Source organism: Rhodococcus sp. WY5 (genome assembly GCF_018588185.1).
Taxonomy (GTDB): domain Bacteria; phylum Actinomycetota; class Actinomycetes; order Mycobacteriales; family Mycobacteriaceae; genus Rhodococcus_F; species Rhodococcus_F qingshengii.
Window position 1 is genome coordinate 138,533 of record NZ_JAAMPR010000003.1, and the last position, 25,810, is coordinate 164,342.

Annotated in this window: 28 protein-coding genes; 5 read left to right on the top strand and 23 right to left on the bottom strand. The window is 62.5% G+C overall.

The features are described from left to right. Window positions 1-14: 14 nt before the first annotated feature. A complete protein-coding gene (locus tag G4D79_RS31270) occupies window positions 15-785 on the bottom strand; it encodes a TetR/AcrR family transcriptional regulator (protein ID WP_008720567.1) in 771 nt (256 codons plus the stop codon). Window positions 786-846: 61 nt separating this feature from the next. Between G4D79_RS31270 and G4D79_RS31275 the strand changes: the two genes are divergently transcribed. Genes G4D79_RS31275 through G4D79_RS31285 form a run of 3 tightly spaced genes read left to right on the top strand, consistent with a single transcriptional unit; the run spans window position 847 to window position 4,705 of the window. Then, complete coding sequence (locus G4D79_RS31275; protein WP_008720569.1) at window positions 847-1,629, top strand: ABC transporter ATP-binding protein; 783 nt, start codon at window positions 847-849, stop codon at window positions 1,627-1,629. Further along, entirely contained in the window at window positions 1,626-2,438 is an 813-nt protein-coding gene (locus G4D79_RS31280; protein ID WP_118604179.1) for an ABC transporter permease, read from the top strand. Before G4D79_RS31275 ends, G4D79_RS31280 begins: the two co-directional genes overlap by 4 nt. After that, window positions 2,435-4,705: an excinuclease ABC subunit UvrA gene (locus G4D79_RS31285; RefSeq protein WP_118604176.1), complete on the top strand. Its 2,271-nt coding sequence runs from the start codon at window positions 2,435-2,437 to the stop codon at window positions 4,703-4,705. Before G4D79_RS31280 ends, G4D79_RS31285 begins: the two co-directional genes overlap by 4 nt. Window positions 4,706-5,300: 595 nt before the next feature. Here the strand turns inward: G4D79_RS31285 and G4D79_RS31290 are convergent. From G4D79_RS31290 to G4D79_RS31315, 6 genes are all read right to left on the bottom strand, one after another. After that, entirely contained in the window at window positions 5,301-5,744 is a 444-nt protein-coding gene (locus G4D79_RS31290; RefSeq protein ID WP_147343758.1) for a hypothetical protein, read from the bottom strand. Between the two features lie 413 nt (window positions 5,745-6,157). After that, entirely contained in the window at window positions 6,158-6,316 is a 159-nt protein-coding gene (locus tag G4D79_RS31295) for a hypothetical protein (protein ID WP_181991959.1), read from the bottom strand. After that, entirely contained in the window at window positions 6,313-7,212 is a 900-nt protein-coding gene (locus G4D79_RS31300; RefSeq protein WP_118604162.1) for a hypothetical protein, read from the bottom strand. Before G4D79_RS31300 ends, G4D79_RS31295 begins: the two co-directional genes overlap by 4 nt. Beyond that, window positions 7,212-8,258 carry a hypothetical protein gene (locus G4D79_RS31305; RefSeq protein WP_118604159.1) on the bottom strand — a complete coding sequence of 349 codons (1,047 nt, stop codon included), beginning with the start codon at window positions 8,256-8,258 and terminating at the stop codon, window positions 7,212-7,214. The genes G4D79_RS31300 and G4D79_RS31305 overlap by 1 nt, the downstream gene beginning before the upstream one ends. A 1-nt stretch (window position 8,259) precedes the next feature. Next, window positions 8,260-9,201 (bottom strand): alpha/beta fold hydrolase, encoded by a 942-nt coding sequence (locus G4D79_RS31310; protein WP_118604156.1) that lies wholly within the window; start codon window positions 9,199-9,201, stop codon window positions 8,260-8,262. Next, window positions 9,198-9,740, bottom strand: a complete 543-nt coding sequence (locus G4D79_RS31315) for a hypothetical protein (RefSeq protein ID WP_070159882.1) — start codon at window positions 9,738-9,740, stop codon at window positions 9,198-9,200. The genes G4D79_RS31310 and G4D79_RS31315 overlap by 4 nt, the downstream gene beginning before the upstream one ends. A gap of 370 nt (window positions 9,741-10,110) precedes the next feature. On the opposite strand from G4D79_RS31315, the gene G4D79_RS31320 reads away from it, so the two are divergent. Further along, entirely contained in the window at window positions 10,111-10,797 is a 687-nt protein-coding gene (locus G4D79_RS31320; protein ID WP_141751357.1) for a CPBP family intramembrane glutamic endopeptidase, read from the top strand. 185 nt (window positions 10,798-10,982) lie between these two features. On the opposite strand, the gene G4D79_RS31325 is transcribed toward G4D79_RS31320, so the two are convergent. The 4 genes from G4D79_RS31325 to G4D79_RS31340 all read right to left on the bottom strand — a co-directional run bounded on the left by G4D79_RS31325 (window position 10,983) and on the right by G4D79_RS31340 (window position 13,705). After that, entirely contained in the window at window positions 10,983-11,507 is a 525-nt protein-coding gene (locus tag G4D79_RS31325; protein WP_238704750.1) for a hypothetical protein, read from the bottom strand. Window positions 11,508-11,552: 45 nt separating this feature from the next. After that, window positions 11,553-11,912: a hypothetical protein gene (locus G4D79_RS31330; protein WP_118604153.1), complete on the bottom strand. Its 360-nt coding sequence runs from the start codon at window positions 11,910-11,912 to the stop codon at window positions 11,553-11,555. 73 nt (window positions 11,913-11,985) lie between these two features. Further along, the gene (locus tag G4D79_RS31335; protein WP_238704749.1) at window positions 11,986-12,714 is read right to left on the bottom strand and encodes a hypothetical protein; all 729 of its coding nucleotides are present in this window, start codon (window positions 12,712-12,714) and stop codon (window positions 11,986-11,988) included. A 91-nt stretch (window positions 12,715-12,805) separates the two neighbouring features. Beyond that, window positions 12,806-13,705 (bottom strand): A24 family peptidase, encoded by a 900-nt coding sequence (locus G4D79_RS31340; RefSeq protein WP_238704748.1) that lies wholly within the window; start codon window positions 13,703-13,705, stop codon window positions 12,806-12,808. A 268-nt stretch (window positions 13,706-13,973) separates the two neighbouring features. Here G4D79_RS31340 and G4D79_RS31345 point away from each other — a divergent pair, with 268 nt between their 5' ends. After that, window positions 13,974-14,579, top strand: coding sequence for a hypothetical protein (locus G4D79_RS31345; protein WP_118604147.1), 606 nt, complete (start codon window positions 13,974-13,976; stop codon window positions 14,577-14,579). A gap of 31 nt (window positions 14,580-14,610) precedes the next feature. On the opposite strand, the gene G4D79_RS31350 is transcribed toward G4D79_RS31345, so the two are convergent. The 12 genes from G4D79_RS31350 to G4D79_RS31405 form a co-directional block, all read right to left on the bottom strand. Continuing rightward, window positions 14,611-14,910: a hypothetical protein gene (locus tag G4D79_RS31350; RefSeq protein WP_118604144.1), complete on the bottom strand. Its 300-nt coding sequence runs from the start codon at window positions 14,908-14,910 to the stop codon at window positions 14,611-14,613. Next, window positions 14,911-15,663 carry a hypothetical protein gene (locus tag G4D79_RS31355; protein WP_238704747.1) on the bottom strand — a complete coding sequence of 251 codons (753 nt, stop codon included), beginning with the start codon at window positions 15,661-15,663 and terminating at the stop codon, window positions 14,911-14,913. A gap of 135 nt (window positions 15,664-15,798) precedes the next feature. Continuing rightward, window positions 15,799-16,536, bottom strand: coding sequence for a hypothetical protein (locus G4D79_RS31360; RefSeq protein WP_238704746.1), 738 nt, complete (start codon window positions 16,534-16,536; stop codon window positions 15,799-15,801). Between the two features lie 135 nt (window positions 16,537-16,671). Next, window positions 16,672-17,577 (bottom strand): CPBP family intramembrane glutamic endopeptidase, encoded by a 906-nt coding sequence (locus tag G4D79_RS31365; protein ID WP_118604141.1) that lies wholly within the window; start codon window positions 17,575-17,577, stop codon window positions 16,672-16,674. Between the two features lie 163 nt (window positions 17,578-17,740). Further along, entirely contained in the window at window positions 17,741-18,625 is an 885-nt protein-coding gene (locus G4D79_RS31370) for a hypothetical protein (RefSeq protein ID WP_118604138.1), read from the bottom strand. A 517-nt stretch (window positions 18,626-19,142) separates the two neighbouring features. Next, window positions 19,143-19,865, bottom strand: a complete 723-nt coding sequence (locus G4D79_RS31375) for a hypothetical protein (RefSeq protein ID WP_214514823.1) — start codon at window positions 19,863-19,865, stop codon at window positions 19,143-19,145. A gap of 149 nt (window positions 19,866-20,014) precedes the next feature. Then, on the bottom strand, window positions 20,015-20,641 hold the full coding sequence (locus G4D79_RS31380; protein WP_118604132.1) for a hypothetical protein: 627 nt from the start codon (window positions 20,639-20,641) through the stop codon (window positions 20,015-20,017). A gap of 11 nt (window positions 20,642-20,652) precedes the next feature. After that, on the bottom strand, window positions 20,653-21,219 hold the full coding sequence (locus G4D79_RS31385) for a hypothetical protein (RefSeq protein ID WP_058037091.1): 567 nt from the start codon (window positions 21,217-21,219) through the stop codon (window positions 20,653-20,655). Beyond that, complete coding sequence (locus G4D79_RS31390) at window positions 21,216-24,461, bottom strand: LysM peptidoglycan-binding domain-containing protein (RefSeq protein WP_118604129.1); 3,246 nt, start codon at window positions 24,459-24,461, stop codon at window positions 21,216-21,218. The genes G4D79_RS31385 and G4D79_RS31390 overlap by 4 nt, the downstream gene beginning before the upstream one ends. Continuing rightward, window positions 24,458-24,913, bottom strand: coding sequence for a TadE/TadG family type IV pilus assembly protein (locus tag G4D79_RS31395; RefSeq protein ID WP_058037093.1), 456 nt, complete (start codon window positions 24,911-24,913; stop codon window positions 24,458-24,460). Before G4D79_RS31395 ends, G4D79_RS31390 begins: the two co-directional genes overlap by 4 nt. Continuing rightward, on the bottom strand, window positions 24,910-25,362 hold the full coding sequence (locus tag G4D79_RS31400; RefSeq protein WP_118604126.1) for a pilus assembly protein TadG-related protein: 453 nt from the start codon (window positions 25,360-25,362) through the stop codon (window positions 24,910-24,912). The genes G4D79_RS31395 and G4D79_RS31400 overlap by 4 nt, the downstream gene beginning before the upstream one ends. Further along, window positions 25,359-25,772 (bottom strand): hypothetical protein, encoded by a 414-nt coding sequence (locus tag G4D79_RS31405; RefSeq protein ID WP_070160957.1) that lies wholly within the window; start codon window positions 25,770-25,772, stop codon window positions 25,359-25,361. The genes G4D79_RS31400 and G4D79_RS31405 overlap by 4 nt, the downstream gene beginning before the upstream one ends. Window positions 25,773-25,810: the final 38 nt, after the last annotated feature.

Genomic DNA, 25,810 nt, shown 5'->3' on the forward strand with positions numbered 1-25,810 from the left:
GGTCGGGCCGGAGGTCATCGGCCATTGCCGGAGGTTGGTGTGCCGAGGCATTTTGCGATGCCGTCGAGAATCAGGCCGACACCACGCCGGTAGGCACCTTCGGGGTCGTTGGCTTTGCCGGTCTGTTCTCCGAGGGTGCGGGAGACGCGCGAGGCGGTCGGGAACCGGGTCTGGTCGCCGATCGCGTTGGTCAGGGCCGGTTCGATGTTCGACCACCAGTCGGTGTCGTGGTCTTCGCCCGGCAGCCTGGAGTCTTGGGCGGCGCGTGTGGCGCGGGCGGTTCCCTGCACCAACGAGAGCAGGGCGGTGAGGGTGTGCTCCATCTCGATGTCGGTGAGCCCGATTCCGTCCAGGGCGCGCAACTCGGTCTCGTACTTCGTTGAGGCCCCTGGTCCCGGGACTGGGCGTCCGGTAGCGAGGTCGGTGATCCAGGGATGGGCTTGGCAACTCGCCCAGTTCGCTTCGGCGAGCGCGGTGACGCGTTCCCGCCAGTCCGCGCCCTCGGGGATCGTGACGGCCTCGTAGGTCACGCCGGCGACTTGATCGAGCATGAGCTCGACGAGTTCGGCACGGCCACCGATGTGTGGATACAGCGCCATCGCGGTGACCCCTGCCTCCTCGGCCAGTCGCCGGATTGTCACGGCGTCCAGGCCTTCTCTGTCGGCGAGGTCGACTGCCAGTGTGGTGACGCTTTGGGTGCTGATCCCGCTGCGTGGGCTCACCGGCGAGTCACGCCAGAGCAGTCCGATCAGCTTGAACTCGTCCACGCCTGTGCGCTTGGCCATCTCTGTCCTCCTCGAACTCTACGTTGTATACTACACCGTAGAACGCGACGAGAGGAGCAGCATGGATGTCGAGATGAGCCCACCTGGCTCGATCCGGGTCGAGGCGGTGCGCAAGACCTTCCCGAAGCGGGACAAACCCGCGTTGACCCGGGTCGATCTGCGCGTCGACTCCGGCCGGGTGTGCGCACTGCTGGGAGCCAACGGTGCTGGCAAAACGACCCTGGTGCGGATTCTGACGACGCTGACGGGAAAGGACTCCGGCACTGTGAGCGTCAATGGCTGGGACGTGGACCGCGATCCTGCACGGGTACGGGCATCGATCGGCGTCGTGGGGCAGTATGCCGCCCTCGACGAGGTGCTCTCAGCCAGGGAAAACCTGGAACTGTTTGCCCGGCTGATCGGGCTCTCACGTACCGCGGCCCGGTCGCGGGCAGCCACGCTCCTGGAGCAGGCGGGCCTTAGCGAGCACGGCGGGCAGAAGGTATCCGGGTTCTCCGGTGGCATGCGACGTCGCCTGGACCTCGTGACCTCGATGATCACCCGTCCCGCCGTGCTCCTCATCGATGAGCCGACTACGGGCCTCGATCCGATCGCCCGTCGCACGATCTGGAACACGGTGCGCTCGTTGGTGGACGAGGGTACTACCGTCCTGTTGACCACGCAGTACCTGGAGGAGGCCGACGAATTGGCCGATGACGTCGTGATCCTGCGCGAGGGTTCCGTGGTCGCCACCGGCACCCCATCGGACTTAAAGGCGCTCGTGGGAGAGCCGCGGATGGAACTGCGCGACCCCTCCCTCGAAGACGTCTACCTGCATCTGCATCAAGGGGGCGACGCAGCATGAGCGCCACGACGATCGAGCACCACGGTCCGGCCACGGGCAGCATTCTGCGCGAGGCCGTCATCCTGACCGGCCGCGCGATGCGGCACTGGCGGGCGCGGCCGGTCACGTTCAGCATCCAACTGCTGTTCCCCGTCTTGGTCATGCTGCTCATGGGCGGCCTGCTCGGCGGGGCGATCGCCAGCACCACAGGCGACTACATCGTCTTCGTCGTGCCGGGCATTCTCGCCTTCACCGTGCTATCGGGAATCGAGACGACGATCACCGCTGTCACCGGAGACGCCGCCAAGACCGTCACCGACCGGTTTCGCACCCTGCCCATCTCCCGCGGTTCGGTGCTGCTGGGACGGGTCTTCGCTGACATGCTCACTGCCGCCGTGGAACTCGCGGTCGTCACCGCCGCAGGACTGCTGCTCGGCTGGCGTCCCGAAGGGGGCGTCGCCGATGTTGTGCTCGCCTACGTCCTGCTGCTGTGGCTGAGGTTCGGACTGCTGTGGGTCGGCGTCTGGATCGGGTTGAAGGCCGGCACGCCAGAGGCGGCCACGACCGCCCAGCTTGCGATCTGGCCGGTGGCGTTCCTCTCGACTGTGTTCGTCGATCCGCGCACGATGCCGGCCTGGCTCGGAGTCGTCGCCGAATGGAACCCCCTGTCGGCGACCGCATCCGCGGCGCGTGAACTGTTCTCGGGCACCGACCTCACCGGGGTTACCTTCGTCGCCGACCACTCCGTGCTCTTCGCCATCGGCTGGCCGCTCGCGCTGACCGCGGCGTTCATCCCCCTCGCCATTCGTGCCTACCGGAGACTGTCATGACGACCACGACCCACGACGTGATCCGCGTACGCGGAGCCCGTCAGAACTCACTCCAAGACATCGACGTCGACGTCCCCAAGCATCAGCTCGTGGTCGTCACCGGCGTATCCGGATCAGGCAAGTCCTCGCTGGTGTTCGACACGATCGCGGCCGAATCAGCGCGCCAGCTCAACGAGACATTCTCGGCTTTCGCCCAAGGCAGGCTCCCCAGCTACGCCCACCCCGACGTCGACCTGCTGGAGAACCTCTCGGCCGTTATTGTGGTGGATCAGCAGCGCCTCTCCGGCGGACCTCGCTCCACGGTCGGGACCATCAGCGACATCGGCGCACGTCTACGGCTGCTGTTCTCCCGCATCGGTGAGCCGGCCGCCGGCTATTCCAACGCCTACAGCTTCAACGACCCCGCCGGCATGTGCCCGAACTGTCAGGGGCTCGGCGTCGCGGCCTCGGTCGTGGAATCCGAACTCGTCGACGACGACCGCTCCCTCAACGAGGGCGCGATTACTTTCCCCAAGTTCAACCCGGGCACCTGGCTGTGGAAGGCCTACGCCAAGTCCGGGTTCTTCGACCCCGACTTGGCGATCCGCGACTACACCCCCGAACAACGCGAGCTGCTCCTGAACGCACCCGCCGCCAAGCACACCCCGCCCGCCGGGATGGATGCGGTCGGCACCGCCTACGAAGGCCTCGTCACCCGGTTCAACCGGATCTACCTCCAGCGCGAACCCGACTCGTTCAAAGGCAAGCAGCGAGAGGCCTTCGAGCGGATCGTGTCGCGTGGCCCCTGCCCCGAATGCCACGGCTCCCGACTCGCCGCGCCTGCCCGCGCCAGCCTGATCGACGGCAAGTCGATCGCCGACCTCAACGCTATGCAGATCAGTGACCTCGCCGAGCGCGTCGCCAAGATTGACGGTATCGGCGTGGCACCGCTCGTCGCGAACCTCTCCGTCCACCTGAAACGGATGATTACCCTCGGGCTCGGCTACCTCAGCCTCGACCGGGCCACGTCCACCCTCTCGGGAGGTGAGGCCCAACGGATCAAGATGGTCCGCCATCTCGGCAGCGCCCTGGCCGACATGCTCTACGTGTTCGACGAACCCACCGTGGGCCTGCACCCCCGCGACGTCGCCACCCTCGGACAGATGCTCGAGGCTCTGCGTGACCGCGGCAATACCGTGCTCGTGGTCGAACACGATCCGGACATCATGTCAATCGCCGATCACATCATCGACCTCGGCCCCGGAGCCGGAACCTCCGGCGGCCAGATCGTCTACCAAGGCGACTACGACGGCCTCACCCAGGCCGACACCCCTACCGGGCACGGACTCCGCGAGCACCGGCGCGCGACCCGGACGCGGCGTGAACCCGACGGCTGGATCAGCATCGACGATGCCACCACCAACAACCTCCAGGACGTCTCCACCCGCGTCCCGCGCGGCGTGATGACAGCCGTGACCGGAGTCGCCGGATCGGGCAAGTCCAGCCTGATTCTCGGCAACCTCCCCGCCGTCGAACCCGACGCGATCGTCATCGACCAACGCCCCATCCGTGGATCGCGTCGCTCCAACCCGGCCACCTTCACCGGCCTGCTCAACCTGATCCGTGATGTGTTTGCCAAGACCACCGGAGCACCTGTCGGGCTGTTCACCCCCAACTCCACCGGAGGATGCCCGGCCTGTGAGGGCAACGGCATCATCTACACCGACCTCGCCTTCATGGAAGGCGTGATCACCCGATGCGAAGTTTGCGAAGGACGACGGTTCACCCCCGAGGCCCAAGAGCATCAGGTCGATGGCAAGAGCATCGCCGACGTGTTCGAGATGAGCGTTACCGACGCACTCGGCTACTTCACCCAGCCCGCGATCGGGCGCATCCTGTCCCGGCTTCATGACGTCGGGCTCGACTACCTCACCCTCGGACAGACCCTCACCAGCCTCTCCGGCGGCGAACGTCAGCGACTCAAACTCGCTACCGAACTCGGAATCTCGGGCCGCACGATCATCCTGGACGAGCCGACCACAGGACTGCACATCGCCGATATCTCTCGGCTCCTCGGGCTGCTTGACCGGCTCATCGACGCCGGATCGACGCTCATCGTGATTGAGCACAACCTCGACATCATCGCCGCCGCCGACTGGATCATCGACATCGGCCCCGAAGCCGGACACGAGGGCGGACAAGTCGTCTTCGAGGGCACACCAGACCAGATGATCACGGACGGCGGGACCTACACGGCCGAACACCTACGAGCTCGCGCGAAAAACTGACACGGTAAGGCCAGCCGCACTGCCTGGCTCCGGCCTGTCCTCACCACCGATTCACCGACGTCCAAGACAGACGATCTGGAGCCGGTCCACAGCTCGAGATCAAGCGGTGTCAACTCTGGCCGACACCCTCCCAAGCCATAGCCGGGTGGTGCTGGCTCTGGGCGACAAGCGGTGTCGGATGAGACCCCCGTAGCCAGCCTGATCGCCTCAAACGTCCCGACGAGACTGGCAATGTTCTCCTCTTGCCGAGACTCGGAAGCAAAGGTCGAAAGCACTACCTCGCGGCCGTCCACATAGCAACGGCCGGCGTCAGCGGAGTACTCAGTTGATGCATCCCGAGCGAAGCTTTCGCAGGTAATTCCTGCCGCAGCGAGATCATCGGCGATTTCTTTCGCCGAGCCGTACTGCTGAGCCCCCGGTCGGGCTGTGAATTCCTCCTCACCATTGCCACACCCACTGAGGAGCAGCACGAGGCTGATTGCCGACACGATGCTCGCCATCCACTTCATACTCCAATTCAACCCGACAGCGAATCCCCAGCAAGTCATGTTGCCGCACACGAGCGCCAGTGGAGGATCCGATTACCTGATGGCCATCAGCGTAGAAACCCACGCTCTGCGTCCGCGACCACCCTCGCGGCAGTACGCGGCGCCCATTTCTCGTGGCCGAGCAGACTCCACGTCGGATCCCGACTGTCCAGCGGTGTCGCTGCCAGCTGAATCCGCCGCACAAACCTTCCGACAACAGGGAAAGACAACGCGATCCACCTCCACGAGCCGTCGTCAGAGGCGATACCGAGTCGGCTCATCAGGGCAGTCGACAGCGCCGACACGTCACCGCCCGCTCCCACAAAAGCATCCGCCGAGACATTGAAAACAGCTGTCCATGACTGCACCGGCGACTTCGGTCCACGCGGTGACGACTTCAAGCCAGATCTCGTCCGCTGCGGCTTCTCCATCACAGACGCTGCCGACTGCGCCCACACCGCATCGCCGCCACGGTTCGCCGGCAACGGATGCAATCGCACATGCCGACGCATCTCCCTACATCCGTCAACGACCTGCACCTCACTGAGAGGTTGGGTCGCGAGCAGAAACTGTAGCAACGAACCCACGTCACTGGTCGTACGCGCATCCGAAATCACAAGGTCATCCCACAGGCATCCAGATGACGCAGAGCGCCGCTCCTCATTTCGATACCTTTCCTTGCTCGAAAAACACTGCGAACCCATGGATTCAGCGCATGAAGTGAGTCCGGCCGCCCGATCAACGGGTGACCAGGTAGCGGAGTACCAACAATGGCCAGAGCATCACGATGAAAAGACACGACTTTTGCTCGCCGCTGGATCGGCGGTCGGCCAGTCTTACCGTGATCGGTCTCCGTGGTGCGGCGATTCCGATCCTTCACAGTCGGCAGGCTCCTGTCTTTGGAGGCATCGCCTATGGCGATGGTTCACACACTGTCAGGGGCCACACTCTCATGTTTTTGCACGGTGCCCGACTCTTCCGCTCGGCGGGTGTCGACGACTCGGAACTGTGCCGGGATCCCGAGAATGTCAGGATGAAATGTCAGGTCCGGGCGGCGATGGCGCGACGTCTGGTCTTTGCTCATTGTTGTTCTCCTTCGGGTCTGTGGTCAGTCAGTTGCACGACGAGACGTTCGCCAGGTTGTTGTCCAGGTCGCTCGTACGGCACGAAATGTGCACCCACCACGTCCAATTGGATTCCTCTCGGAAGCAAATGATGTGAGTTGTTCATCCGTGAAGACTGCCCGTAGTACATTCCCCGCTCTGTGGAGATCTCGAAGACGACATCTGTCGGGCGAGTGGTGGAATCGAGCTCGTGTAGCGAGTGCGTCGCTGCAGTGAACCGGTCGAAGGACAGCACCGTGCCGGGTTGAAGCGTGGCAGGCAGATCCGCCGGGTTGACCACAGCATGGGGAACGCTGACGGATGTGTAGACGAGATGTCCGCGGCCGGATTCACGTTCGTACCGCTGTATGGCGCGGTCGACTCGTTGCACCTGCTTTCGCCTGCTGTCGTCGAGTTCGACGGCATCGCCGGCAACCGCAGAAAGCGCGTTGTTCGTTTCTTTCCAAGCGTTCGGGTCCGACGTCAATGCCGACAGGGCGTTGTACTGCGCCTGCGGCATCGAATCGAGCACCTGCCGTTTGGTGGCAGAGCGTGCGTTTTTCTGCCGTGCGGACAGCGAGCGACGTAGTTCGATCGCGGCCGGCAGTTCTCGGCGCAACCTGTGGTTCTCGATCGGTGCCGGCGTCGGGCGTGGATAGGCCCGGTTGAGGTCTCGACTTGCGCGGGTGAGGCCGGGCAAGTTCTCTGTTGCATGGTCGAGTTCGCGTGCTCCGCTGCGAATGTCGGCACGAGTGCTGTAGGCGTGTTCCGAGATCAAGGCACCTTCTTTGCGGGTGGCGATGTCGCTCTCTCCCCGATCTGGGTCGAAGACGCCGTTACCGCGGTCCGGGCTGATCCTGTCGTGACTTCTCCCCATCAGTCCCGCTCCTCGAATTCGTAGAGCTCTCCGCGTAGTTCTGCCAACGCGGACTCTCGTGCGCGCCGAAGGTCTGTGAGGTCGATCGCCAACTGATCTATCGCCGAGGCCGCCACATCATCGCCGGCCGAGTTGACCAGAAGGTCCTCGATGGCCCGGTCTCCATCGTGAATCCTGTCGAGAGATTCACCGGCAGTGATCGATTCCTGCAGTTCGAGCAGATGACGACGATAGCTCCACAGCGCAGCTACACGTGTGAGCAGCGAACGCTCGACGCGCCCCAGCCACCGGCTGCTCACCAGGTGAGCTTCCCTCGCTGCGAGGGCTTGCGGGCCGCTACCCGCCGCTGGGGTTCCCAAAGTTGCTCGCACTGTGGCGAGTTCACCGGCGTGCGCGAGAATGTCGGCGAGTTGCTCGTCGAGATTCAGGCGTATGCGGCCTATGTCGAGATCCTCGCTTTCCCATACAGGGACGGTGCGGATCTCGTCGACGAGTGCCGATGCCGCCAACGCCAACCGCAGCTCGACATGCGTTCCGCCCGCTGAGATCAACGTCTGCAGAGCTGTCACAGCGACGCCGATCTCGGTTTTGTCCTCCGCACTCAGGCGGAGTGGATCGCGGCGGGTCCACCACCACAACCCCACCGCCTCTACCCCTGCGGCGAGACCAATGCAGACAAGTAGTGCGACGAGTGGGTTCGCCGGCGCAGTCACGCCGGCAAGAACCGGGACGAGTCCGATCAGAACCGGCGCGAGAAGAGCGAGCGGAATCTTCACTTCCTCACCGCCGGCGGTGCGACCGGTATGTACCGTCGTGCGCCACACATCGCGCCGAGGGTAGTAGTCGAGCGACGAATTTCCTTCCCATCCAGGCTCGTCAGCACTCCACGTCTGCTCACGCCTGAGCCCGACGATCTCCGCCACGCGCTCGCTGAGCATCTGCTCCCACAACCGGTCGAGCGCGCCCAAGAATTCTTCGCTCTCCGGGTCCACGTCGATGTCGGCGATCATGGACCGCACTGCGGTTGCTGCACTCTCTACGCTCACGTCACGCTCCGACCAGATCCGTTGTAGGTGAATGCTCCCGGTGATAGGTCTGCGCACGGACAAGCAGCCGATCGAGCGCTTCTCCGACGACCTGCGGTTGCTCCAGACCCACCATGTGCCGGCCACCGGCGACGGCAACGAGTTCGGCGTTCGGCACAAGCGCGGCCAGCTGCTGTGAATGCAAGATCGGAGTGACCCGATCTCTGGTTCCGCACATGATCGATACCGGGATGCGCCCCAGCGCTCCCACCGCGGCAGACGCGTCGTAGAGACGCAGGTCCCGCAAGAATGCCGCCACCGTCGCAATCGGTGTCGCGTGGACCATCTCGTACGACGTCGCTGCCGCCCGCAGGCCCGAGCTCGGAGCCATGGGACAGGTCGCGCCGATGACGGGGGTCAGCAGCCGCCGCGAGAGACTCCAGCTGCGCCACACCAATCTCGGTGCGTGCGCGCACGCACCGCCGAGCAGTGAGACTGCCGGGGTATTCAACGCGCGCCCGATGCCGGCGCCCGCGACGTTACTCAAGGCGGTCGAGATCAACCCCACGCCGACCACACGAGATGCCGAGTCGGCGTGTTGTGCGAGGTACGACAACACCGCCATACCGCCCATCGAATGACCCACGAGGACAACGGGTCCGGTGGGCGCTACCACCCGAATGATTTCCTCGACGTCTCGCCCGAGCTGGCTGATCGTGTAGGTGCCGGCATCGGCACCCCCTGAGCCACCGTGACCTCGGTGATCGAAGAACACCAGCCGCGCACGGCCACTCCACTTCCTACTCACATAGCGTTGCTGAGGCTCCCAGGCACCGGCGTGTAGGCAGAAGCCGTGGACGAAGATCACCGTCAGCGGCGCCGTTCGGGATCCGACCTCGCGGACCGCGAGTCTGGTTCCGTCCGCGACAACCAGCGTGTGCGAGCGGCCCTCCTCGCCGTTCACAGCGGCCCTCCCAGAGTTCTGGTGAACGGTCTGAAGCCGGGGCTCTCGCCGCTGTCTCGCAATGTGCGGCATCCCGGATGTTCCCACGTCGTCGGAGTATTCGGCTCGCCCACCTCGAACCCCAACTCGCGCCAGAACTGCACCCGTTCCGGAAGGTCCTCCGTCGATCCGTACAAGCGCCCCTTGCCGGCCGTGTCGTCGCTGAGCTCGGCGATCAACCGCTCGATCAGCGCGGCCCGGACAGTGGTCGCGTCGGGAACCTCCGGGTTGACGATGAGAGCGTCGACGATGCGGACGTGTGCAGCAAGCTGCTCACAACCCTCCGCAGACCAACCTGCCTGGCGCGCGGTCCGAATCAGCCCATGAGGCGCCGAGGCCAGCGCGTACCCGAGCTGCCGGTACTCCGACGATGCGACGACGCCCACAGTCCCTGCTCCCCCAAGCCCCGCCGGAGCGTCGGTACCCGGCGACCAGTGCCGGTGAAGCCTGCGCATCTTCTTCGCTTCGGTTGGATGAATACGAACAATCTCGACAGTCATCAGGCTCACTCCTCGTCGTCACAAACGGCATGTGGGAGGACCATAGGTTCGGACCTGGACAACTCAGCGCCAACCACCACCCCGCTGATTCATGACCTGGTCAGCGAGCCCGAAGTTGCACAGGGCGTATACGTGACGTTTCCTTGCGGCGGACGACGAAACGGGGGGGCGGCACGAGATAGGGAACTCGGGCCCGAACTCGCTCACTCATGCACTCGAACCGGAAAGGGCCACCCCTGTGCCCGAAAAGTCCCGACCAACCTTCGGTGAGCTCGTACACACGTATGCAACGCCACACCGGTACGCCGTCTTCAAGATCGGTGCCCTACGGACGTTCTCGGCGCTCTGCCTCAGCGGATTTATCCTTTTCATGGCACTCGTACCAGTCATGTCCGCGCAAAAAAGTAACGCCGCATCACTTACTATTCTCGGATTCGGGTTATTCACCGGCGCCCTGTTCGTCTTCCTCATACGGCCGATCGGTGGTTACTCTGCGCGCGGAGTTCGCGTCGCCACGGCTCGAGCCCGACGCGCCGCGCGCAGCATCGGCTGCACACTCCCACAACCCCCAACCATCGCGAACTTTGTCGCCGTCAGCATCGTCACACTGACGATCACCGCACTGCTGAGAGGACCGATCTTCGACCTCACCGTCGCTGCGGTCGGAACGCAGCAATCTCCTGAACAACTCGCTGCAACCGCCGAACGATCCACCTGGCTGAGTGCAGGTTGGGCAGCCCACATTCCCGGTCTCACACTGATCTCCGGAGTCGTCGCAGAAGAAGTTCTTTGGCGAGGACCGCTGGTCGTCGCAGTTGTCCTCACCCGCCGCTATTTTCGTGGTGGCTGGCCGAAATGGGCAGCATTCATGATGATCGCCGGACTGTGGATCCTTCTCGGCTATCTATTTGGCATAGGGCACATTACGTTTTCAGCCCTCAATGCGGTGCACATGGTGATCGCCGGACTGCTCTGGGGCGGTCTTGCCATCTGGACAAGGTCCCTGATTCCCTCGATCACCAGCCATGCCGTGTTCAACCTCCTCGCCGACTGGTGATCACTTCGCCGCCGGCCTGACCGATTGACTAGGTGCCACGGCACCCAGCTAGGGGACACGACCTGCGTTCAGGCGGTGCAGATCGCACACCAATTCTCACGGACAAAGTCTGCACTCACAACCTGATCAAACCAAGAGCCGCTTCAGTTTTCGTGATCCTCGACGGCCCTCAAACGGTCTCCCGTTCAGGGGTGCAACGCCCGGTGATCCAACTGCGCTAGCGTGCTGCTGAACGTATACGGTAACGACGCCTTTGCTTGCATGATCTTTCCGAACGTGTCCCGATGCGGCCTCGCAGTGCCTTCCTCGTCAGCGATAATCCAGTGGAGGCCAAGTGAACCCGTAAACTTGGACATCGCTAAGTGCGCATCCTCCAGCCCCAATATCTGCAGTTTCAACGTCGCAGAAACGCATGCGTAGTAGCGGCTGTCGCGGTCACGGTAGGCATCAGAGTCCCGCTCCATGGTCGGGTTATTACTCGACACCAACTCATCAGCCCGGTTCATCGCCTCAAGTGCGGACAAGAGAGCGTCGGTCACCTGCTGTCGATGCTGGACTGCACGATCCTCACCGAGGGTGGCCTCATGCAACGCTCTGTCGGCTCGTGCCTTCACCAGGATTCCCACGAACGCGATGCTCGCCGCCCCCACTGCGATCGCCGCCGCGATGATCGTTGCCTGCCCCTGCGTCAAACCTTCTCCGAGCGCCATGATCAACACGCTGCTGTTCACCCTTCAAAAAGTCTGTCGCGGGACCTATTCAACGAATCGAGGAACAGGGATGTCACGCCCCACCAACGGCCATGCGCCTTCAGCGGTCCGGCCGAGTGGAATCTCGGTGCTGACAATATCGGCTACCGAGTAGGCGATACGCCCACATCGTCGGCACTGGCCGGGCAACTGCTGAAAACGGATCATGGCCCAATGTTCGTCGCACAGTAGATAGTCCACGGGGGCGTTGCCATGACAACAGTCTTTGACGACCGCTGCCCACCTCGCTGCGCGCACGAAACCGACAGGGTCACCGGCAAAGTACTGCGGGTGCTCGGCGCAGAACTCGCACGGAAGTTCAGTCTGCACGACATCTGACTTCGCGTCCCTCGCTCGCTCGTCCATGCTGCAATCCTCTCCTCCACTTCCCCGTCCGAGAAGCATTCGTGTTCCGAAACAATCCGCAGGTGTTCAGCCCCTAGCGTCGGATGCTTCTTACTCGATCGAGATGCCAGCGTGCGCGCTCGGACAACTCACACACCGTTGCGTGTTCGAGGACATGCGGCGCCGCCAACGTATTCGAACCTGTGCCGATCAGCCTGGCCGCATACTGATCGAAGAATGTCACCAATGTTCGAGCACGCACCACCGGCATCCGAGAACCGATAGGACGGGACGCCTCGTTCGCCAAACGTTCGAAATGTTCGACCAGCCCGCGAAGATCGCGGTCAGGGACAGGGCAGTCGAGAAGTGCACCGAATCTACCGACCTCACTCACATTCTCGACATGCGCCGGCGTCATGTCGCCGCTGTGAGCTCGTCGTACCAACTCCGTCAGAACCTTGATCCCTTCCGGAGAAGTAGGCATCCGGTGAACATTGACGGTGATTCCGGTGGCTGCTTGAAGAGCATGAAATTCATCCAGTGCGGCAAGTCTTTCGTCATCGCGCTCCGGAGTGTCTTCCGCATCGAGATCCGCCGCGAGCCGTGCTGCGCATCCGTGCGCGGTCATCACGTAGAACTGTCCCAGACTGACCGACTCGACTGTCGTGCCTGCGATGGCGTTGTGAGTGCGCATGTCCTCCTCCAGCTCACGAATCATCGAGGCGACCACGTGCAGACGTCGCACACCGGCTGATCCCGGGGCATCTGATGCCGGCAGAGCGCGGTCTGCGACCTCCTGGACATGATCAAGGAACTCATTCACCCGTTCCACCCGATTCGGTGAATGAAAACGATTCCGGCGGCGCCACCTCATGTCCAGTTCCTCTCATCGATTCGGATACGTTTGCTCCGGCTCACAGCAGCCACCAGCCCGCGGGCAAGGCAATAGCGAGCGCTGTGCCGACAACGAGGTACGGAGCGAACCCGAACTCCACGCCCCGGACCTTTCCACCGCCGAACACCTTGGTGACCGCCACCCCGACTACTGCCAAGACATTGGGGAGCAGCACCGCCGCTGCCACGTTCATCCAGCCGACCCATCCGACAGCTGCCGTGAGAACGAAGCTCAACCTCACATCCGCCAAACCGGGGTGACCGCGAGTAATGATCGCGAACACCAGGTAACTGGCGAATATCGCGGCCCCGGCCACCACAGCACGAAGACCCGAGGCAGGGTCCTGATCGACCACCACTGCCATCGCGCCGAGCAGCAGACCCGACACGGTGACTGCACGGATCAACGACAAGGGGAACCGCAAGGTGAAGTGGTCAATCCACGCGGCCCAGACAGACAAAGCCGCCACCGTGAGCCATGCCGGCAAGATCGCGTCGCCGCCGGTGACCATCACCGCCCCGAACCACAATCCTGCTGTTGCCACTGCCGGGACGATCGGGCGACTGGTCGGCCTCACGGGAATCTGCACGAGTGCACACAAACTTGCCATCATCGGACGCACCGCCACGCTCACCGCCGCACCAGCCAGAGCGGCGAACGCTGCGACCGACCACAGACCAGCCTGCTCGTGACGACCGAACGCCCAGCGAGCAGCGATCCACACCGCCACACTCACAGCAATGACACCCAGGATCGGCAGATACGTCGAGAGAGTGGGTTTCCGCCTTCCTGCGTCGGCGACGCTGACGAGCCCCGGTCGTTGACCACGGCCAGGCGTTGTGGGCTCGGCCTCCTCAGCGAAGAGAGAAGTCGAAGCACCGGCGGCAGCATTTCCCGACTCCACATTCGATTCGGCCATCTCACAAAGCTCCTTCAGCGCGTCCATCACCCGTGGTCACAGGCAGAACCCGACCCTAACCGTTCTACCGGACAGCGCGGGCTTCCGAACTCATCGGTTGGCCGCTGGGGCGTGCGCTGCCCATGCCATGGACTATCACTGACCGCGCCATCTCAGATGCCTGAAAACCCGCTCGTGCTGCTCTCGAACCACGATGTTCCCGCATCGTGACCGGACTCGCCGCCACCAAAACCACTCGAAAACTCACCAGTAGAGGCAACATCACCCTATGAACGCCCCAATCGGAAAAGCTGACCGCCGCCGCGCACGACTCCACCCGGCACGTTCCTCCCGTCCAGCATTGATCGTTCACACCTTCAGCGAATACACCCACCACATCCGCGGCGGCGCCAAACGACTGATCATCGACGCCGACCCTGACCTGTGGTTCGACCTCGGGCATGTCCCGCACGGAGTCGATGTGAAGATCATCGGCCAATCCTGCGGCGGAATCAGCGGAGGATCCATCGCTGCCGCCGGTCGATGCTTCCTACAGGCCTCCCACCGCGCCCGTGTCACCGCCTACGAATTCGCGCACGTCGAAGCATTCGATGGCGTCACCATCGAAGCGCGCGGGAAAAGCCACATTGTCGGTACCGATCACGCCAAGATTCGCGCCGAAGATCAGGCTGTCGTTTTCGCCCACTCCCAGTGCCACGTCCAAGCAGCCGGCCATACTCTCGTCGCAGCGACAGACACTTCCTCTGTCTCCGTGAACGGCGACGCACACGTACGCGCCAGCGCCGGAGTGCACATCATCGGAGTTCCTCAGCCGAGGAACCTGAGCATCGAGCCGCGCCCGATCAGTCGACTGGCCAACCAGCTCAACATGTAAGGCCCCGCAAGCGGCAGTTAATCTCCGAGCCTCAGCCAGCCGACGACCGATACACCGTGAGATCAATCGACTCCTGATCGCGGAAACTCGACTCCAACAATTCCACCGCCGGCACAATCACTTCACTCTCGATCTTCCACACCACCGACGTCGTCCACCCCAACCCGCCAGGCCCGGGCGTCGCTTCACCGAACAAACCTTCCAAGGCGTCCCGCCGGTAACCAAAGGTATCCACCAGGTCATCAGCGGTGTACCAGTACTGCCGCAAAGGATCCGGGTCATCGGCGTGCAGAGCGCTGCCTTCGCTGATTCGAAATGGTTCGGTACTCATCTACCTGCCCTCTCTGTGGTGCGGTCCGCCCTGCGCCGTCTTCACGTCGACAATCCGCACGTGTGCATAATCCGGGTTCTCCACAACGTATTTCGAACGCTCGATGCGCCAACGAGCGACAAGCATCTCCAGCTCCTGAACCTCCCGTGGGTCCTCGAGGTACTCACACGCGAAGTCGAGCCACGGCACATAATGCCGCAGGCTTTGACCGATCCGTCCGGACTGGCCACCGATCACGCTCTCGAGCACGATCAGTTGTCGCTCGTCCTTCATTCGTCGGCGCAACGCTTTCTGATTCACTTCGACCAGCGCGAGTTCTGCCGCAGCCACCGACTCGCCTACCCCGTCGACGCGCGAGCCCATCTCGTGGCGGTGGTCGACGGCAGCGACGAACTCGCGACAGACCGACGCTTGAACCCCTTCCGGGAGCATCGACATAAGCGCAAAGCCGCGTTCCTCAAGGAGCTCGAAGCCGTGTCGATTACCTCGGGCATACCAACAACTCATGACTAGTGACCGCTCCCACGCCAACGCCAAGCGCCTCTCGAGAAAGGGAAGCGTTCGGGCGGCCGCCACGAATTGAGAATCACACTTTCCAGCGATCTCACGCGCCGATTCCCAGTCCACACTGCCTGTAGGAGAGCTGATCTCACGTACAGCGCGCATTCGCCCACGAAGATCCGCAGCAGCAGCGGCGATGTCGACTCTCACCGCGTACTTGTTGGATCGAGAGCGCAAGAACCAGAGGGTCATGCGGCTGAGCCTAATCTCCGCACCTCCAAGCAGGGGTGCAGTAGCATCGTCAGCGGCGCATTGCTGGCGTAGTGTGCTCCGGCTCACCGCACCGATGTCCATCGTCGATGCGGTGAGCCACCTTCACAGAATGGCTCAGACGCGAACAGCTCCATCGCCGACCACTCGTTGATCCTGTTGGCGACTCCGCATTCGTTCCGCGTGCCGTTTCTGCCACCGCGCGTGTTTGACCTTGAAGCGCTCGTCGAATTCCTCCCACCGCGGCAAAGCCTCCGCCTTCCTCGCAGCGAGAACATCAACGGGTTCCGGTCCGGACGCGAGCGCTGGAACCACATCGCCGACTTTGAGGCGATCGAAGAGCTCCGAGAACAACCACGCCGGGCAGCCCTCCCCCCGAAGCGCGTCGACTGCGTCTGGTTCGTCGTCGATCCAGGCCACTATCGGGCTCGTCTCTGCGTAGTGGTTTTCCCACCGCCACCAATGCCGACGTTTGACATCAAACGCCCGACGCACAGTTCCGTCCACCCACAAGCTCCGTGATTCGATGTGACCGGGCGGCAACGACTTCGCCCGAATCCACCGATCAGATGTCCGATTGAACTGGTCCAAGCGGGTTGTGCTGTAAGCAATGGTGAAACCTGCACTGTCGAGCGCCCGAACCAACTTTCCACCCGCGCGGTTCAGGGAAGCTTCACCGAAATGGGTATGAAACCGCTTCCAATCTCGATCGGCGTATGACGGCGCGGCGATCAACCCCTCGAAATTGTGCATATCCGCAACGACGCCATCGATGTCGACAACGACAGTCGGCCCCGGGCGGGGAGCATCCAGCCACGGTTTCGGACGATCAAAAAAGCTTCGATTCTCCGTCATATCCCCAACGATATGGGCAGACACAGACATTGAGCACGGTCCCGCGACCCACCCGTACGAATCCTCCGATGCATCTAGTTGGCAAAAGGCCCTGTTCACGCACTCGAACAGGGCCTTCTTTGATGCTTCTGGCCTTTAAGGCTCACCGGTCAACACAACTGACCGCGATTGCCGATCGCCCACGTTTACCCCACCCTCAGTGCCCAAACGAGAACCGCGCGACCTCTCGATCTCTGCGATGTAGACAACAGCCAAACCGACCACTACGACCGCGACGGCCACGACCAACCATCGCTGTCCCATCCAACCCGCCACTACGCCAAGATTGAAAATACTGTGAGGCACAACTAATCCCAAGAGCGATCGATAACGGTAGTACGCGAAAACAGCAAACCCTCCCCACAACAACGCACTGACTGCGAACTCCCACCCCTGATATATGTGCAAGGCTCCACGAAGAATCGCTGAAATACCGATCACCACGATGAGGTTGATCCGGAATCGCAGACCTACCAACACCGCCAGCCCGGCAAAGAAGACCTCTTCCATCAACCCCGCCAGCAGGACCGGCTTCACGACGTCCCAGGAGAACCAACCACCCTCGACCGAGGGAGTACCAGATGAGCCCTCACCGACAAATACCCGAAACGCAATTGCCAGAGCCTGACCGACCGCCCAAATTCCTGCAGCTCCGAGGAACCGCCGACGACGGCCCACACCTGCGAGCCACGGCGCAGATCGATCGACCGGGCCCCAGAATCTGCGAACAACCAAAAACGTGAACCACCCGCACGCCACCGCCACGCTAGTAGCGATAACGTCCTCCGCAATTCCAGGATCGGGCGAAACATCCACTGCCGCCCCCGAAGTTGGATTGAGATACTGGTCGATCGACGTCCAAATTACGTTGAACCAGAACAACAGCAGGATTATCGCGAGGACACCGATCAGCGGGACCAACTGTTTCCGCCACGCCCCCCAACGGCCCGTCCCCCCACCTGAAGCGCTCTCCTCCTGAATCGAAGTCGGCAGCTGCCTCATCCAAACTCCCCCGCCTGCTCGAATTTCACGATATTGACAACCCACACTCAACCAGACTGGCGATCCACAGTTCTACACCGCCACAAGGTAATCCAACACGCAACGCAAGCGCGCAACTGCAAGCAACGGCGAGACTGGACGACAGCTCGGGGAGATGAATCAATCAGGGTGCGCTGTAGTCAACTACCCAAGCGCCCTCGGTCCGGCGGAGAGGCACCAGCCAACGGTGGCGATGATCTCGCACGACCACCTCAAATCCCAAGAACCCCAACACCAGGGAAGTCGAAAATACGGCCGACAACGGAACCAACTCAGCCAACAAAATCCCCTCACCGTCACGCGCGAAATCCAAGGCAACCTCAAAGTTGGCCGTAAACGACGACAGAGGCTGCGCGCTGTAATCGTGAGGTACCCGACGCCCCGCCAGTTCAGGCCAGAGCTTGCGTCGAGGGCTTACCCCAAACTTCCCCAGCCCCCGCCACAGCAAAACATAGCGACCCCGAACACCGATCTCGGCGAATTCACTACGCACCACCATCGGGATCGCAACTGCCAAAGCTGCGGCCAATCGCGCCTCTCCCCGATCGGCCCTCGACAGGCTGTCCACGGCCAGATACCTGCTTGTGCTGTCAACGGCCTGGTGCATCAACATCGGCCACGGAAGGTTGACCTTCGCATTCCATTCCAGCGCCAGCCTGTTGATCGCAGAACCCACCGGACCCCCAAATTCAGACCTGAGCGCATCCTCAAAGGACGCGGAATACGAAGATTCCTCGCATGGGATCAACGTCGCCGACAAGTCCGAAATCAACTCCGGATCAACCGCATTCACACAGGCGCGCAATGCCGAGACGCGGACAGCAAAATCAGACGCCTGCCAGTAGTCCTCAACCCTGGCTGCATTGCGGGATGCACCACGAGCATGAACCGACCACGCACCCAGATACGAGAGCTTCTGTCTCACCGTCAGAACCGACGATTGCGCTATGGCCCTCCGAATTTCACCCAATGACAACGACGTACTCTCGCTCGGATCCCCGGTCAGCACGTGTATTTACATCCCCTCGACAATGATGTTCGGACAAGCGGCGTCTGCTTTGCCTGGCGAACTGGCCGGTACCAGGTGAGGAAGTTCAGGTTCGTCATCAAGGGACACCGGGCCGTCCCAAGGAGCTACCAGTGACGAGTCGTATTCCCAACCGTCACAGGACAGGTCGTCTACCCAGATCGCCGTCAGGGAACAGTCGAAATACTTCTCCGCGAACGCCATGATGGCCGGGAGGCGATTCTGATCAAACCAACCTCCCCTACCGACCTTGATGTCGCATCCGAATGCGCTCGGCCTTATCCTGGCGACGTATTCGCCTGGCGCCGAGCGTAGGACCACGTGATGATAGGTGCCCACCTATGATTCCCTTCTCGTTCTGCCGACAAAGATGCCCGCGTCACTCGAACTGGACAGTTCAAAATGACGCGGGCATCCATTGGCTGAATTCAGTTCGGTGTGACCAAGACCTGCAATTCGCCTACCCGCCGGTCGTACATCGACGTCAACGGAGTGGGGGCTACACCAAACCCATCGTGCCGCCTGGCCAAGTGGCAGTCCACGTGACCACCCAGTTGCTGGTCGCGCTGACCTTGAAGACGTCTTGCGGCTGTCCGATGGACGATTTTGCGAGACGATGCCCGCATGTGGGCGATGGAGTTCCGCTGGCGGGCGAAAGAGGGCTGGCGTCAACAGCATCGGTATACGGAGTGAACGGCAGCAATGCACCCGGGCACAGTTGCACGTCTCCATCGCCGTGATTGATGAGGACACCGGTGTTGATGGCGTTCGCGGTGACGGTTACAACACCCGAGGTGGCTGCTCTGTTGACCGGGCCTGTCGTGGATTCACGAACGTCGTTGGGGCACATGAAAGCCCAGCTCTCCTTACCCACGAGACCGGTACGTTGACCTCCACCTGAGTTCGCAGGTTCAGGTGTCCAGCACATTGGAGGCTTTTCGAGCTGCATAGCGGTGATCGCCATAGACACCGTATTCATGATCTCCGCCATTGAGGGCGGCGTCGGCGGGACCTCGATACCGGGTGCCGCAGGCGGTGCGGGGCATCCCCCCGGTGTGCCGAGACATGCGCCTTGCAGGATTCCGTTGAGGACCCCGGACGGAGGTGCAGCAGCGGGGCCGGCGCCGCCAGTACCCGCACCGCCTCCGCCGCCTCCTGCGTTGCCAGCCGCGCCGCCTGCCGCGGCCCCCGCGCCGGCGCCTGAGCCCGCGGGCGCACTCACGTAGCCGCCACCCACTGTCACATTCGCACCACCGGGCGAGGACGATACGTCAACTCCACCTCCACCTACGCCTGGCTGCGCCAACGCTGACTGACTCCCCGTGACCAGAACGCCGCAAACCAGTGTCGCAGTGGCGAAAATTCTCATTGCTAGTCGCATGATTGCACCTTCTCAACTGTTTGACTTGTGACGCGCCAGCCATTCGAATCAGGCCACGCGGGGTTCCGAACGGTGATGTTGGTGGACTCGAACTGGCCGCGGTCGGGCTTCATCGCACTTGATCCGTCCGGAAATACGGCATTCCAGCCGGAGATATCAGTGCAGGCCTGAACGTGAACCCAGGCGGCTTCCGCGCGGGGTTTTCCCTGATCATCTACTGGAGCGCTCAGATCCGTCACCGAGGATTTGATGACGGAAATGGCTCCGGTACTGGTGATGCCTTGCGACCGTCGAAGCATGATGTCCCCGACTCGGTCGTTCAAGACTGGGTCGCCAGCCACACCGCTGATCGCATCCACAGAAGCTGTTGGGTCAGCTTCAATGCTTCCGAGGGCAGCATAAAACTCGTTGACCTTGGCGATCGCTTGGCTCCGCGCTTGCTCGTCGGGCGTCTTCGCCTCGGTCTTGCCGTCTGGACCATCGAAAGCGGGGTTTCCGGTCGCAGTGAGAGTGACGTTCGGCTCGTCGGAATTGCTGGAACAAGCTGCGACGCCGGCTAGTAGGGCAACAGCTGCGACTGTTGCTGCTGTGGTTCGTCGAATTCTGTTGTGGGCCATGTTGTTGTCTCCTAGAAGCTTCCGGCGCTGCAGGGTGTTCCGGGTTGTGTGTAGTCGGCTGTGACTCTCCATCCTGCTGGGTCGGGCCACGACGGGTTCGTCAGGATCGGTTTTCCGAGTTCGAGTTTGTCCACTGGCTTGCTGATGCAGACGTCCATTTGGAGCGTGGCAGTTCCCGCTGTCGGTGCGCCGGTCTCGTCGATGGGGATGTCGTGTTTGGTAATCACGTTCTTGAGTACTTTGAGATCGCTTGGTGGCGTCGGGTTTCCGTTGCGACTGGTTGTGATCTCTTTCTTGGTCCTGTCGAGGAAACGGCCGGCCGCGACGGCATCGAGGTCAGAGAGCGGGGCAGCGGGGTCGGAGTTCAATCGTGCGAGCACGGTGTAGTACTCGCTGATCTTGGCGAGGGCACCTTCTCCTGCTTGCTGTTCAGGTGATTTTCCCGATCCAGGGGGGCCGGTAAAGGTCGGGCCGCTGCTGGTGTTGAGGGTGCCGGGCTCCGGGCTGAGGATGCTGCAGCTTGCGGTCAGGCAGGCCGCCGCAGTGAGGGTGAGCATGGCTGCGAGGCGGCGGTTCATGATGCGGCTCCGATGCGGTAGTCGGTGGTGGTGTCGAGCTGTCTGAGGAGTTCGTTGGTCTCCGGGTGTGCGTCGACTTGCAGTTCGTCGAGTTCGCTTTTGAGGGTGTCGATGAGGGTTTGGGTGGTTTCGATGTCCCCGGAGAAGTGGGTGGCGATGATGGCCGCTCGCCAGCAGCCTTCGTGAGCACTGTCGACCGTGAGGCCGGCCCGGGCTGCCTTTCCTGCGGCATCGAGGTCCTGGGTGACCTGTTCGCCGCGGATGTAGCGGCCGGCGAGCTCTTCTGCGACGTCGGTGATCGCGGAGATCATTTCCTGCTTTATGTGATCTGCCCACCGGTAGGCAATCGGGTCGTCGCTGGTGAAGGGCTGACCGGTCACCAGCGCTAGTGCAGATTCAAGGCGTTCGGTTGTCGTCGTCGCAGGGTGAGCGTCGACGAGCTGGTTCCAGTAGTCCCAGTCTGTGGTCACTGAAGGGTGGAGGCGAAGTGGCGTTCGGCCGGTTCGGTCTCCGGACTTGATGAGCGCTGCGTCCCCGGTGTCGGTATCTCCCATCCAGCTGCGCAGTCGTGTGACGGCTTGGTTGCGGCGGCTACGGAGCCGCGCGTTTGCCGTCTTCGCTTCTTCGGCAGTGCTGGCCGCGTTGACGAGTTCGACGTCGTGGGGCCACATCTTTGCGGTGAGCTCAGTTGCGGGCACTCCGTCGTCGCTGAATGCGAGTAGAGCGGCGATTTCGGTGAGGCTTCGCGAGTTTTCTCGGTCCGTTGAGCCTGGGGTGAGTGGGGTGAGGGTGGGTTCTCCGAGGACGCGGATCCAGATGTGTGGAGCTGTGGGGACGTCAGCCTCGTATGCGACGGTTTCGGTTTCGGTGTGGCCGCCACGGTCGGTTTCGATGTCACCGACTGTCTCGGAGTTGATTCCCTCAATTACGTTGTCGTCGTTGCGAACTACGGTGAATGCCGCAGGGTCGGCACTGGTGATGAGATTTTCGGTCGTGATGTCGAAGTCGAGACGTGCCCCCTCCCAACTGAAGTCCGCAGTTTCGGGTTGGGTAGCTGGGGAAGGATCATGCGTGGTGGTGGCATACAGACTGACGATGCTTTCGTAGCCGGCTTCGTCGAGTGTTGTGACAGTGAGCTGCGCGGTTGCGATACCTGGGCGGACCAGTGTTGCAGTGCCGTCGTCGGCGACATCCAACGTCCAGTCGGAGCGAGTATTCGCGTTCTGCGTCGTGACTGCGGCGAACGCGATCCGCGGTGCGTTCTCGGCGATCGCGGCCAGAATTTCTGTTTGTTCAGCTGTCAGCGGGTCCGAGATGAGGACGACTTCCGGAGCAGTCAGCTCGCTGGTTTCGTACACGCTCCGTGCATGCGCGATGGATTCGATGTCGTTCTCGTCGAGGATGTCGGCGTCGCGTTCGAGGTGGCGGGCCAAGCGCGCCAACACCTCGTCGGTGTTGTCCGAGTGCGTGATACGGCCGGTATTCACTGCGCCTGCGAGGTCGCCGCAGTATCCGACGACGTTGAGGTGAAGGGAATCGGCTAGAGGCGATACGGCAAGCTCGACGGCCATCGCGCGAAGCACATTTGCGGTCGCGGTAGGTGTGCCGGTGATGGAGAGATGCCCGATTTCCTCCAAATTGAGCATGAGCTCTCGCCCGTCGTCGCTGGCTCCCATCGCAGTCAGGGCTGGGTATGGGCTGACGTCGATGTCCGGGACCGACCGAGGGAACGCCCGTGGGTCGACCATCCACGTGTCGTCGTCTGATTGCATCCAAGGCTGGGGCAGCGAGATCTTCTCGATCAGCCCGAGTTCAATGGTGTCGTCGCCGATGAAAACCGCAAGCAGTCGGGGGATGGAGATCTCGTTCGCTCGGCAGTACTGCGCGAGGTTCCGTAATGCAATATCGACATGAGCGGTGGTCAACGGATCGACGGCGGCCGTCAATGCTTGTTCGGCAAGGATTGCTTCCTTGGCGGGCAGGGCGATGCGCTCACCGCGGCGGCGACGATGCTGCTGTTGCCGGCGGCGCAGCGCGAGATGACCGGTCAGGCCGGCGGCGGCGAGCGCGGAGATACCGAGGGCGATGTAGACGACGTCAGACGAGTTGGAGGAGTCGTCTTCCGTATCGGCGGTGGTCACGGTCGCTTCGGCATCAGGGGCCATGTTCGCAGGCATCTGGGGCTCGATGGGGTCGAGTTGCCAGTTCGGTGTCGCTGCAATTTCCGGGAGGGGTTCCGGTGCAGGGTTGGGTATCTGCGCCTGAGCTGGTTCCGGTGCCGCCGCCTCGGGGGCTACCTCCACCGCCGGCGCAGGTGCCGTCGCCGCCTCCGGGGATACCTCCACCGCCGGCGCAGGTACGACCGCCGGCTGGGGGGCTGCGTCCGCTGCCGGCACGGGTGTTTGGGCGGAGTCGGATGGGATGATCAATTGCTGTCCGACTGTGATCAGGTCTCCGGCGGGCGACCCGTCCGCAGTGGTGATCTCAGAAAAACGCAAAGGATCGCCGAGCTCTCGGTCGGCGATGTCCCAAAGCGTGTCTCCAGCTTGGACGGTGTAGGCGCCTTGTACGACGTCCTGGGTTGCCGCAGGGAGTTGCAGCGTCATTCCTTCTGCGAGGAATCCCGCTTCAGGGACAACGTCTTTGTTCAGTTCGAGCAGTTCGGTGAACAGTCTTCCGTCGCCGAGGTGAGTGTGGGCGAGTCCCCACAGGGTGTCTCCGCGTTCGGTGGTCACGGTCGGGCCGGCGGGTTGGACTGCGGGCCGTGCAGCGCGGGGGTCCATCTGAGTGTGGGCGGGGCCGCTCGGGTCTTGTTGTGCGGCGATCGGTGCGTAGGGCGCAGGTGATGCGCTGTCTGCTGGTTGCGGGAGTGCGGGTGTAGCGGTTGCGGTGCCGGCTGTCAGTAGAAGCAGTGCACCACTGACGAGGAATGTCGCCGTTTTCTGTTGCGATCCGAGAAGTCGGATCTTCGGTGCCTTGACGCCCCGGAGTGTGGCTGCGAGCTCGACAAGGATCGGGAGGGTGAATGTCGCCCAGGCGGCCCAGCCGACGAGGGGCAGAAGTGCGACGAGGAGGCTGCCGTCGTCGGGGCTGGAGAGCAGACTCTCGAGATCCGAGAAGGGGATGTCGAGAGGATTACCGCGCAATGCCCACAGTGCTGCGGGGATCCCTGCCACGAGCAGTAGCAGGATCAGGAGGTACCCGAGTCCTGCGAGGCGGGATCGGACTGTGCGAGCACTCATGGCCGGTACACCTCCCCTGCGTTGGTGCGGTTGAGGTTCACGGTTGCGCTGCCCGTGATCACTTTCGAACCAAGGGGCAAAAGCTTGTTGTCATAGACGATGCGGGTGGTGATCAGCAGTGTGCGAGGCCCTGTGGGGATGACCTCACCCTCTACACCGGCGTCGGCGAGGTAGCGTTTCGCGGCCGCCACTGCGCGTACGGGGTCGACAACCGTATCGATCCCTCGCGCACTGAGCGATCCGACGATCTGCTGTCCGGACGCGCGGGCGGCGTCTTCGGCGACGTTGTCCGCGCGTTGAGCTGCGGTGTGCATTCCGCCGCCGTCGACGATGAGTCCCCACACGAAGAATATGAGGATGGGGGCGAGAATCACGGTCATCAGCGTCACGGCGCCCTTGTCGCGTTCCTCGGGGAGCCTGGAGGTGAGTCGCTTACGCAGGGCGGTGATCATCTGGTGCGCTCCCGGAAGGTGTCGATGGGTGAGATTGCAGTGACCTCGATAGTTCGTCCTCCGCTGACGCCGGGCCATCCGAGGGCGTCGTAGGAGACTTCACAACTGACGGTGACTTCGACGGTTGCGGATACTCCTGGGCGCGTGCGGAATCCGGAGGTGTCAGCGCTGACGTTCATGGTCGTGCATTTGAGTCCTTGACCGTCCATGGAGTCCAGGGCCGCTTGGTATGCGAGGGGGTTGGCTTGAGTAGCGGTACGTGAGAGTGATGCTGCTCGGGCGGCTTCTCCTGCGGCGTGCTCGACCTTTTGATGTGCCTGGCGGTTGACGCCGTATGCGTACATCCAGCCGAGTAGGACGAGGAGGACGACGATCGCGAGGCACAACTCGATGGTCACATCTCCTCGATCGTTTGAGCGGGCGCGAGCGATCCACTGGTTCAGGTTCATCCGACACCTCCGGGATTGGTCACGCGCTCTGTGGGTTTGGTGTGGTCGACGGTGATGGCGAATTCCAGCCCCGGGACGAGGGACGGGGACTTGCCGGTGATCGTGACGGTGCTTTCGCGGAGTGTCTTGTTCACTGACACGACCGGAGCTTGAAGGTCACCCGATCCGGATTTCGCGATGCACGCGTTCGCTGCAGCGAGCCCGAGCGCCTGGTTCCCTTGCTGAGAACGTGTGGCTTGCAATGCTTTTTCGCCGCAGGTGTTGGCGACGTCCCGTGCGTGGAAGAACAGGGCGGTTTGCAGCAGTACGGAGAACATCATCAGGAAAGCGACCATCGCGATGACGGTGACGAGCGTGGTGGGCCCTCGGTCGTCGTGGCGCCACCGGTCGATCAGCTGTTCCAGTGTCATGACTGTCCGTTTCTCTGCGGTCCGGTTGGTGGGTCGGG

What these genes read in the sequence shown, in the direction of transcription:
- G4D79_RS31270 (WP_008720567.1), bottom strand. Translation starts at nt 785, where the DNA reads ATGGCCAAGCGCACAGGCGTGGACGAGTTCAAGCTGATCGGACTGCTC.
- G4D79_RS31275 (WP_008720569.1), top strand. Translation starts at nt 847, where the DNA reads ATGGATGTCGAGATGAGCCCACCTGGCTCGATCCGGGTCGAGGCGGTG.
- G4D79_RS31280 (WP_118604179.1), top strand. Translation starts at nt 1,626, where the DNA reads ATGAGCGCCACGACGATCGAGCACCACGGTCCGGCCACGGGCAGCATT.
- G4D79_RS31285 (WP_118604176.1), top strand. Translation starts at nt 2,435, where the DNA reads ATGACGACCACGACCCACGACGTGATCCGCGTACGCGGAGCCCGTCAG.
- G4D79_RS31290 (WP_147343758.1), bottom strand. Translation starts at nt 5,744, where the DNA reads ATGCGTCGGCATGTGCGATTGCATCCGTTGCCGGCGAACCGTGGCGGC.
- G4D79_RS31295 (WP_181991959.1), bottom strand. Translation starts at nt 6,316, where the DNA reads ATGAGCAAAGACCAGACGTCGCGCCATCGCCGCCCGGACCTGACATTT.
- G4D79_RS31300 (WP_118604162.1), bottom strand. Translation starts at nt 7,212, where the DNA reads ATGGGGAGAAGTCACGACAGGATCAGCCCGGACCGCGGTAACGGCGTC.
- G4D79_RS31315 (WP_070159882.1), bottom strand. Translation starts at nt 9,740, where the DNA reads ATGACTGTCGAGATTGTTCGTATTCATCCAACCGAAGCGAAGAAGATG.
- G4D79_RS31320 (WP_141751357.1), top strand. Translation starts at nt 10,111, where the DNA reads ATGGCACTCGTACCAGTCATGTCCGCGCAAAAAAGTAACGCCGCATCA.
- G4D79_RS31325 (WP_238704750.1), bottom strand. Translation starts at nt 11,507, where the DNA reads ATGGCGCTCGGAGAAGGTTTGACGCAGGGGCAGGCAACGATCATCGCG.
- G4D79_RS31330 (WP_118604153.1), bottom strand. Translation starts at nt 11,912, where the DNA reads ATGGACGAGCGAGCGAGGGACGCGAAGTCAGATGTCGTGCAGACTGAA.
- G4D79_RS31340 (WP_238704748.1), bottom strand. Translation starts at nt 13,705, where the DNA reads ATGGCCGAATCGAATGTGGAGTCGGGAAATGCTGCCGCCGGTGCTTCG.
- G4D79_RS31345 (WP_118604147.1), top strand. Translation starts at nt 13,974, where the DNA reads ATGAACGCCCCAATCGGAAAAGCTGACCGCCGCCGCGCACGACTCCAC.
- G4D79_RS31350 (WP_118604144.1), bottom strand. Translation starts at nt 14,910, where the DNA reads ATGAGTACCGAACCATTTCGAATCAGCGAAGGCAGCGCTCTGCACGCC.
- G4D79_RS31355 (WP_238704747.1), bottom strand. Translation starts at nt 15,663, where the DNA reads ATGACCCTCTGGTTCTTGCGCTCTCGATCCAACAAGTACGCGGTGAGA.
- G4D79_RS31360 (WP_238704746.1), bottom strand. Translation starts at nt 16,536, where the DNA reads ATGACGGAGAATCGAAGCTTTTTTGATCGTCCGAAACCGTGGCTGGAT.
- G4D79_RS31365 (WP_118604141.1), bottom strand. Translation starts at nt 17,577, where the DNA reads ATGAGGCAGCTGCCGACTTCGATTCAGGAGGAGAGCGCTTCAGGTGGG.
- G4D79_RS31380 (WP_118604132.1), bottom strand. Translation starts at nt 20,641, where the DNA reads ATGGCCCACAACAGAATTCGACGAACCACAGCAGCAACAGTCGCAGCT.
- G4D79_RS31385 (WP_058037091.1), bottom strand. Translation starts at nt 21,219, where the DNA reads ATGAACCGCCGCCTCGCAGCCATGCTCACCCTCACTGCGGCGGCCTGC.
- G4D79_RS31390 (WP_118604129.1), bottom strand. Translation starts at nt 24,461, where the DNA reads ATGAGTGCTCGCACAGTCCGATCCCGCCTCGCAGGACTCGGGTACCTC.
- G4D79_RS31395 (WP_058037093.1), bottom strand. Translation starts at nt 24,913, where the DNA reads ATGATCACCGCCCTGCGTAAGCGACTCACCTCCAGGCTCCCCGAGGAA.
- G4D79_RS31400 (WP_118604126.1), bottom strand. Translation starts at nt 25,362, where the DNA reads ATGAACCTGAACCAGTGGATCGCTCGCGCCCGCTCAAACGATCGAGGA.
- G4D79_RS31405 (WP_070160957.1), bottom strand. Translation starts at nt 25,772, where the DNA reads ATGACACTGGAACAGCTGATCGACCGGTGGCGCCACGACGACCGAGGG.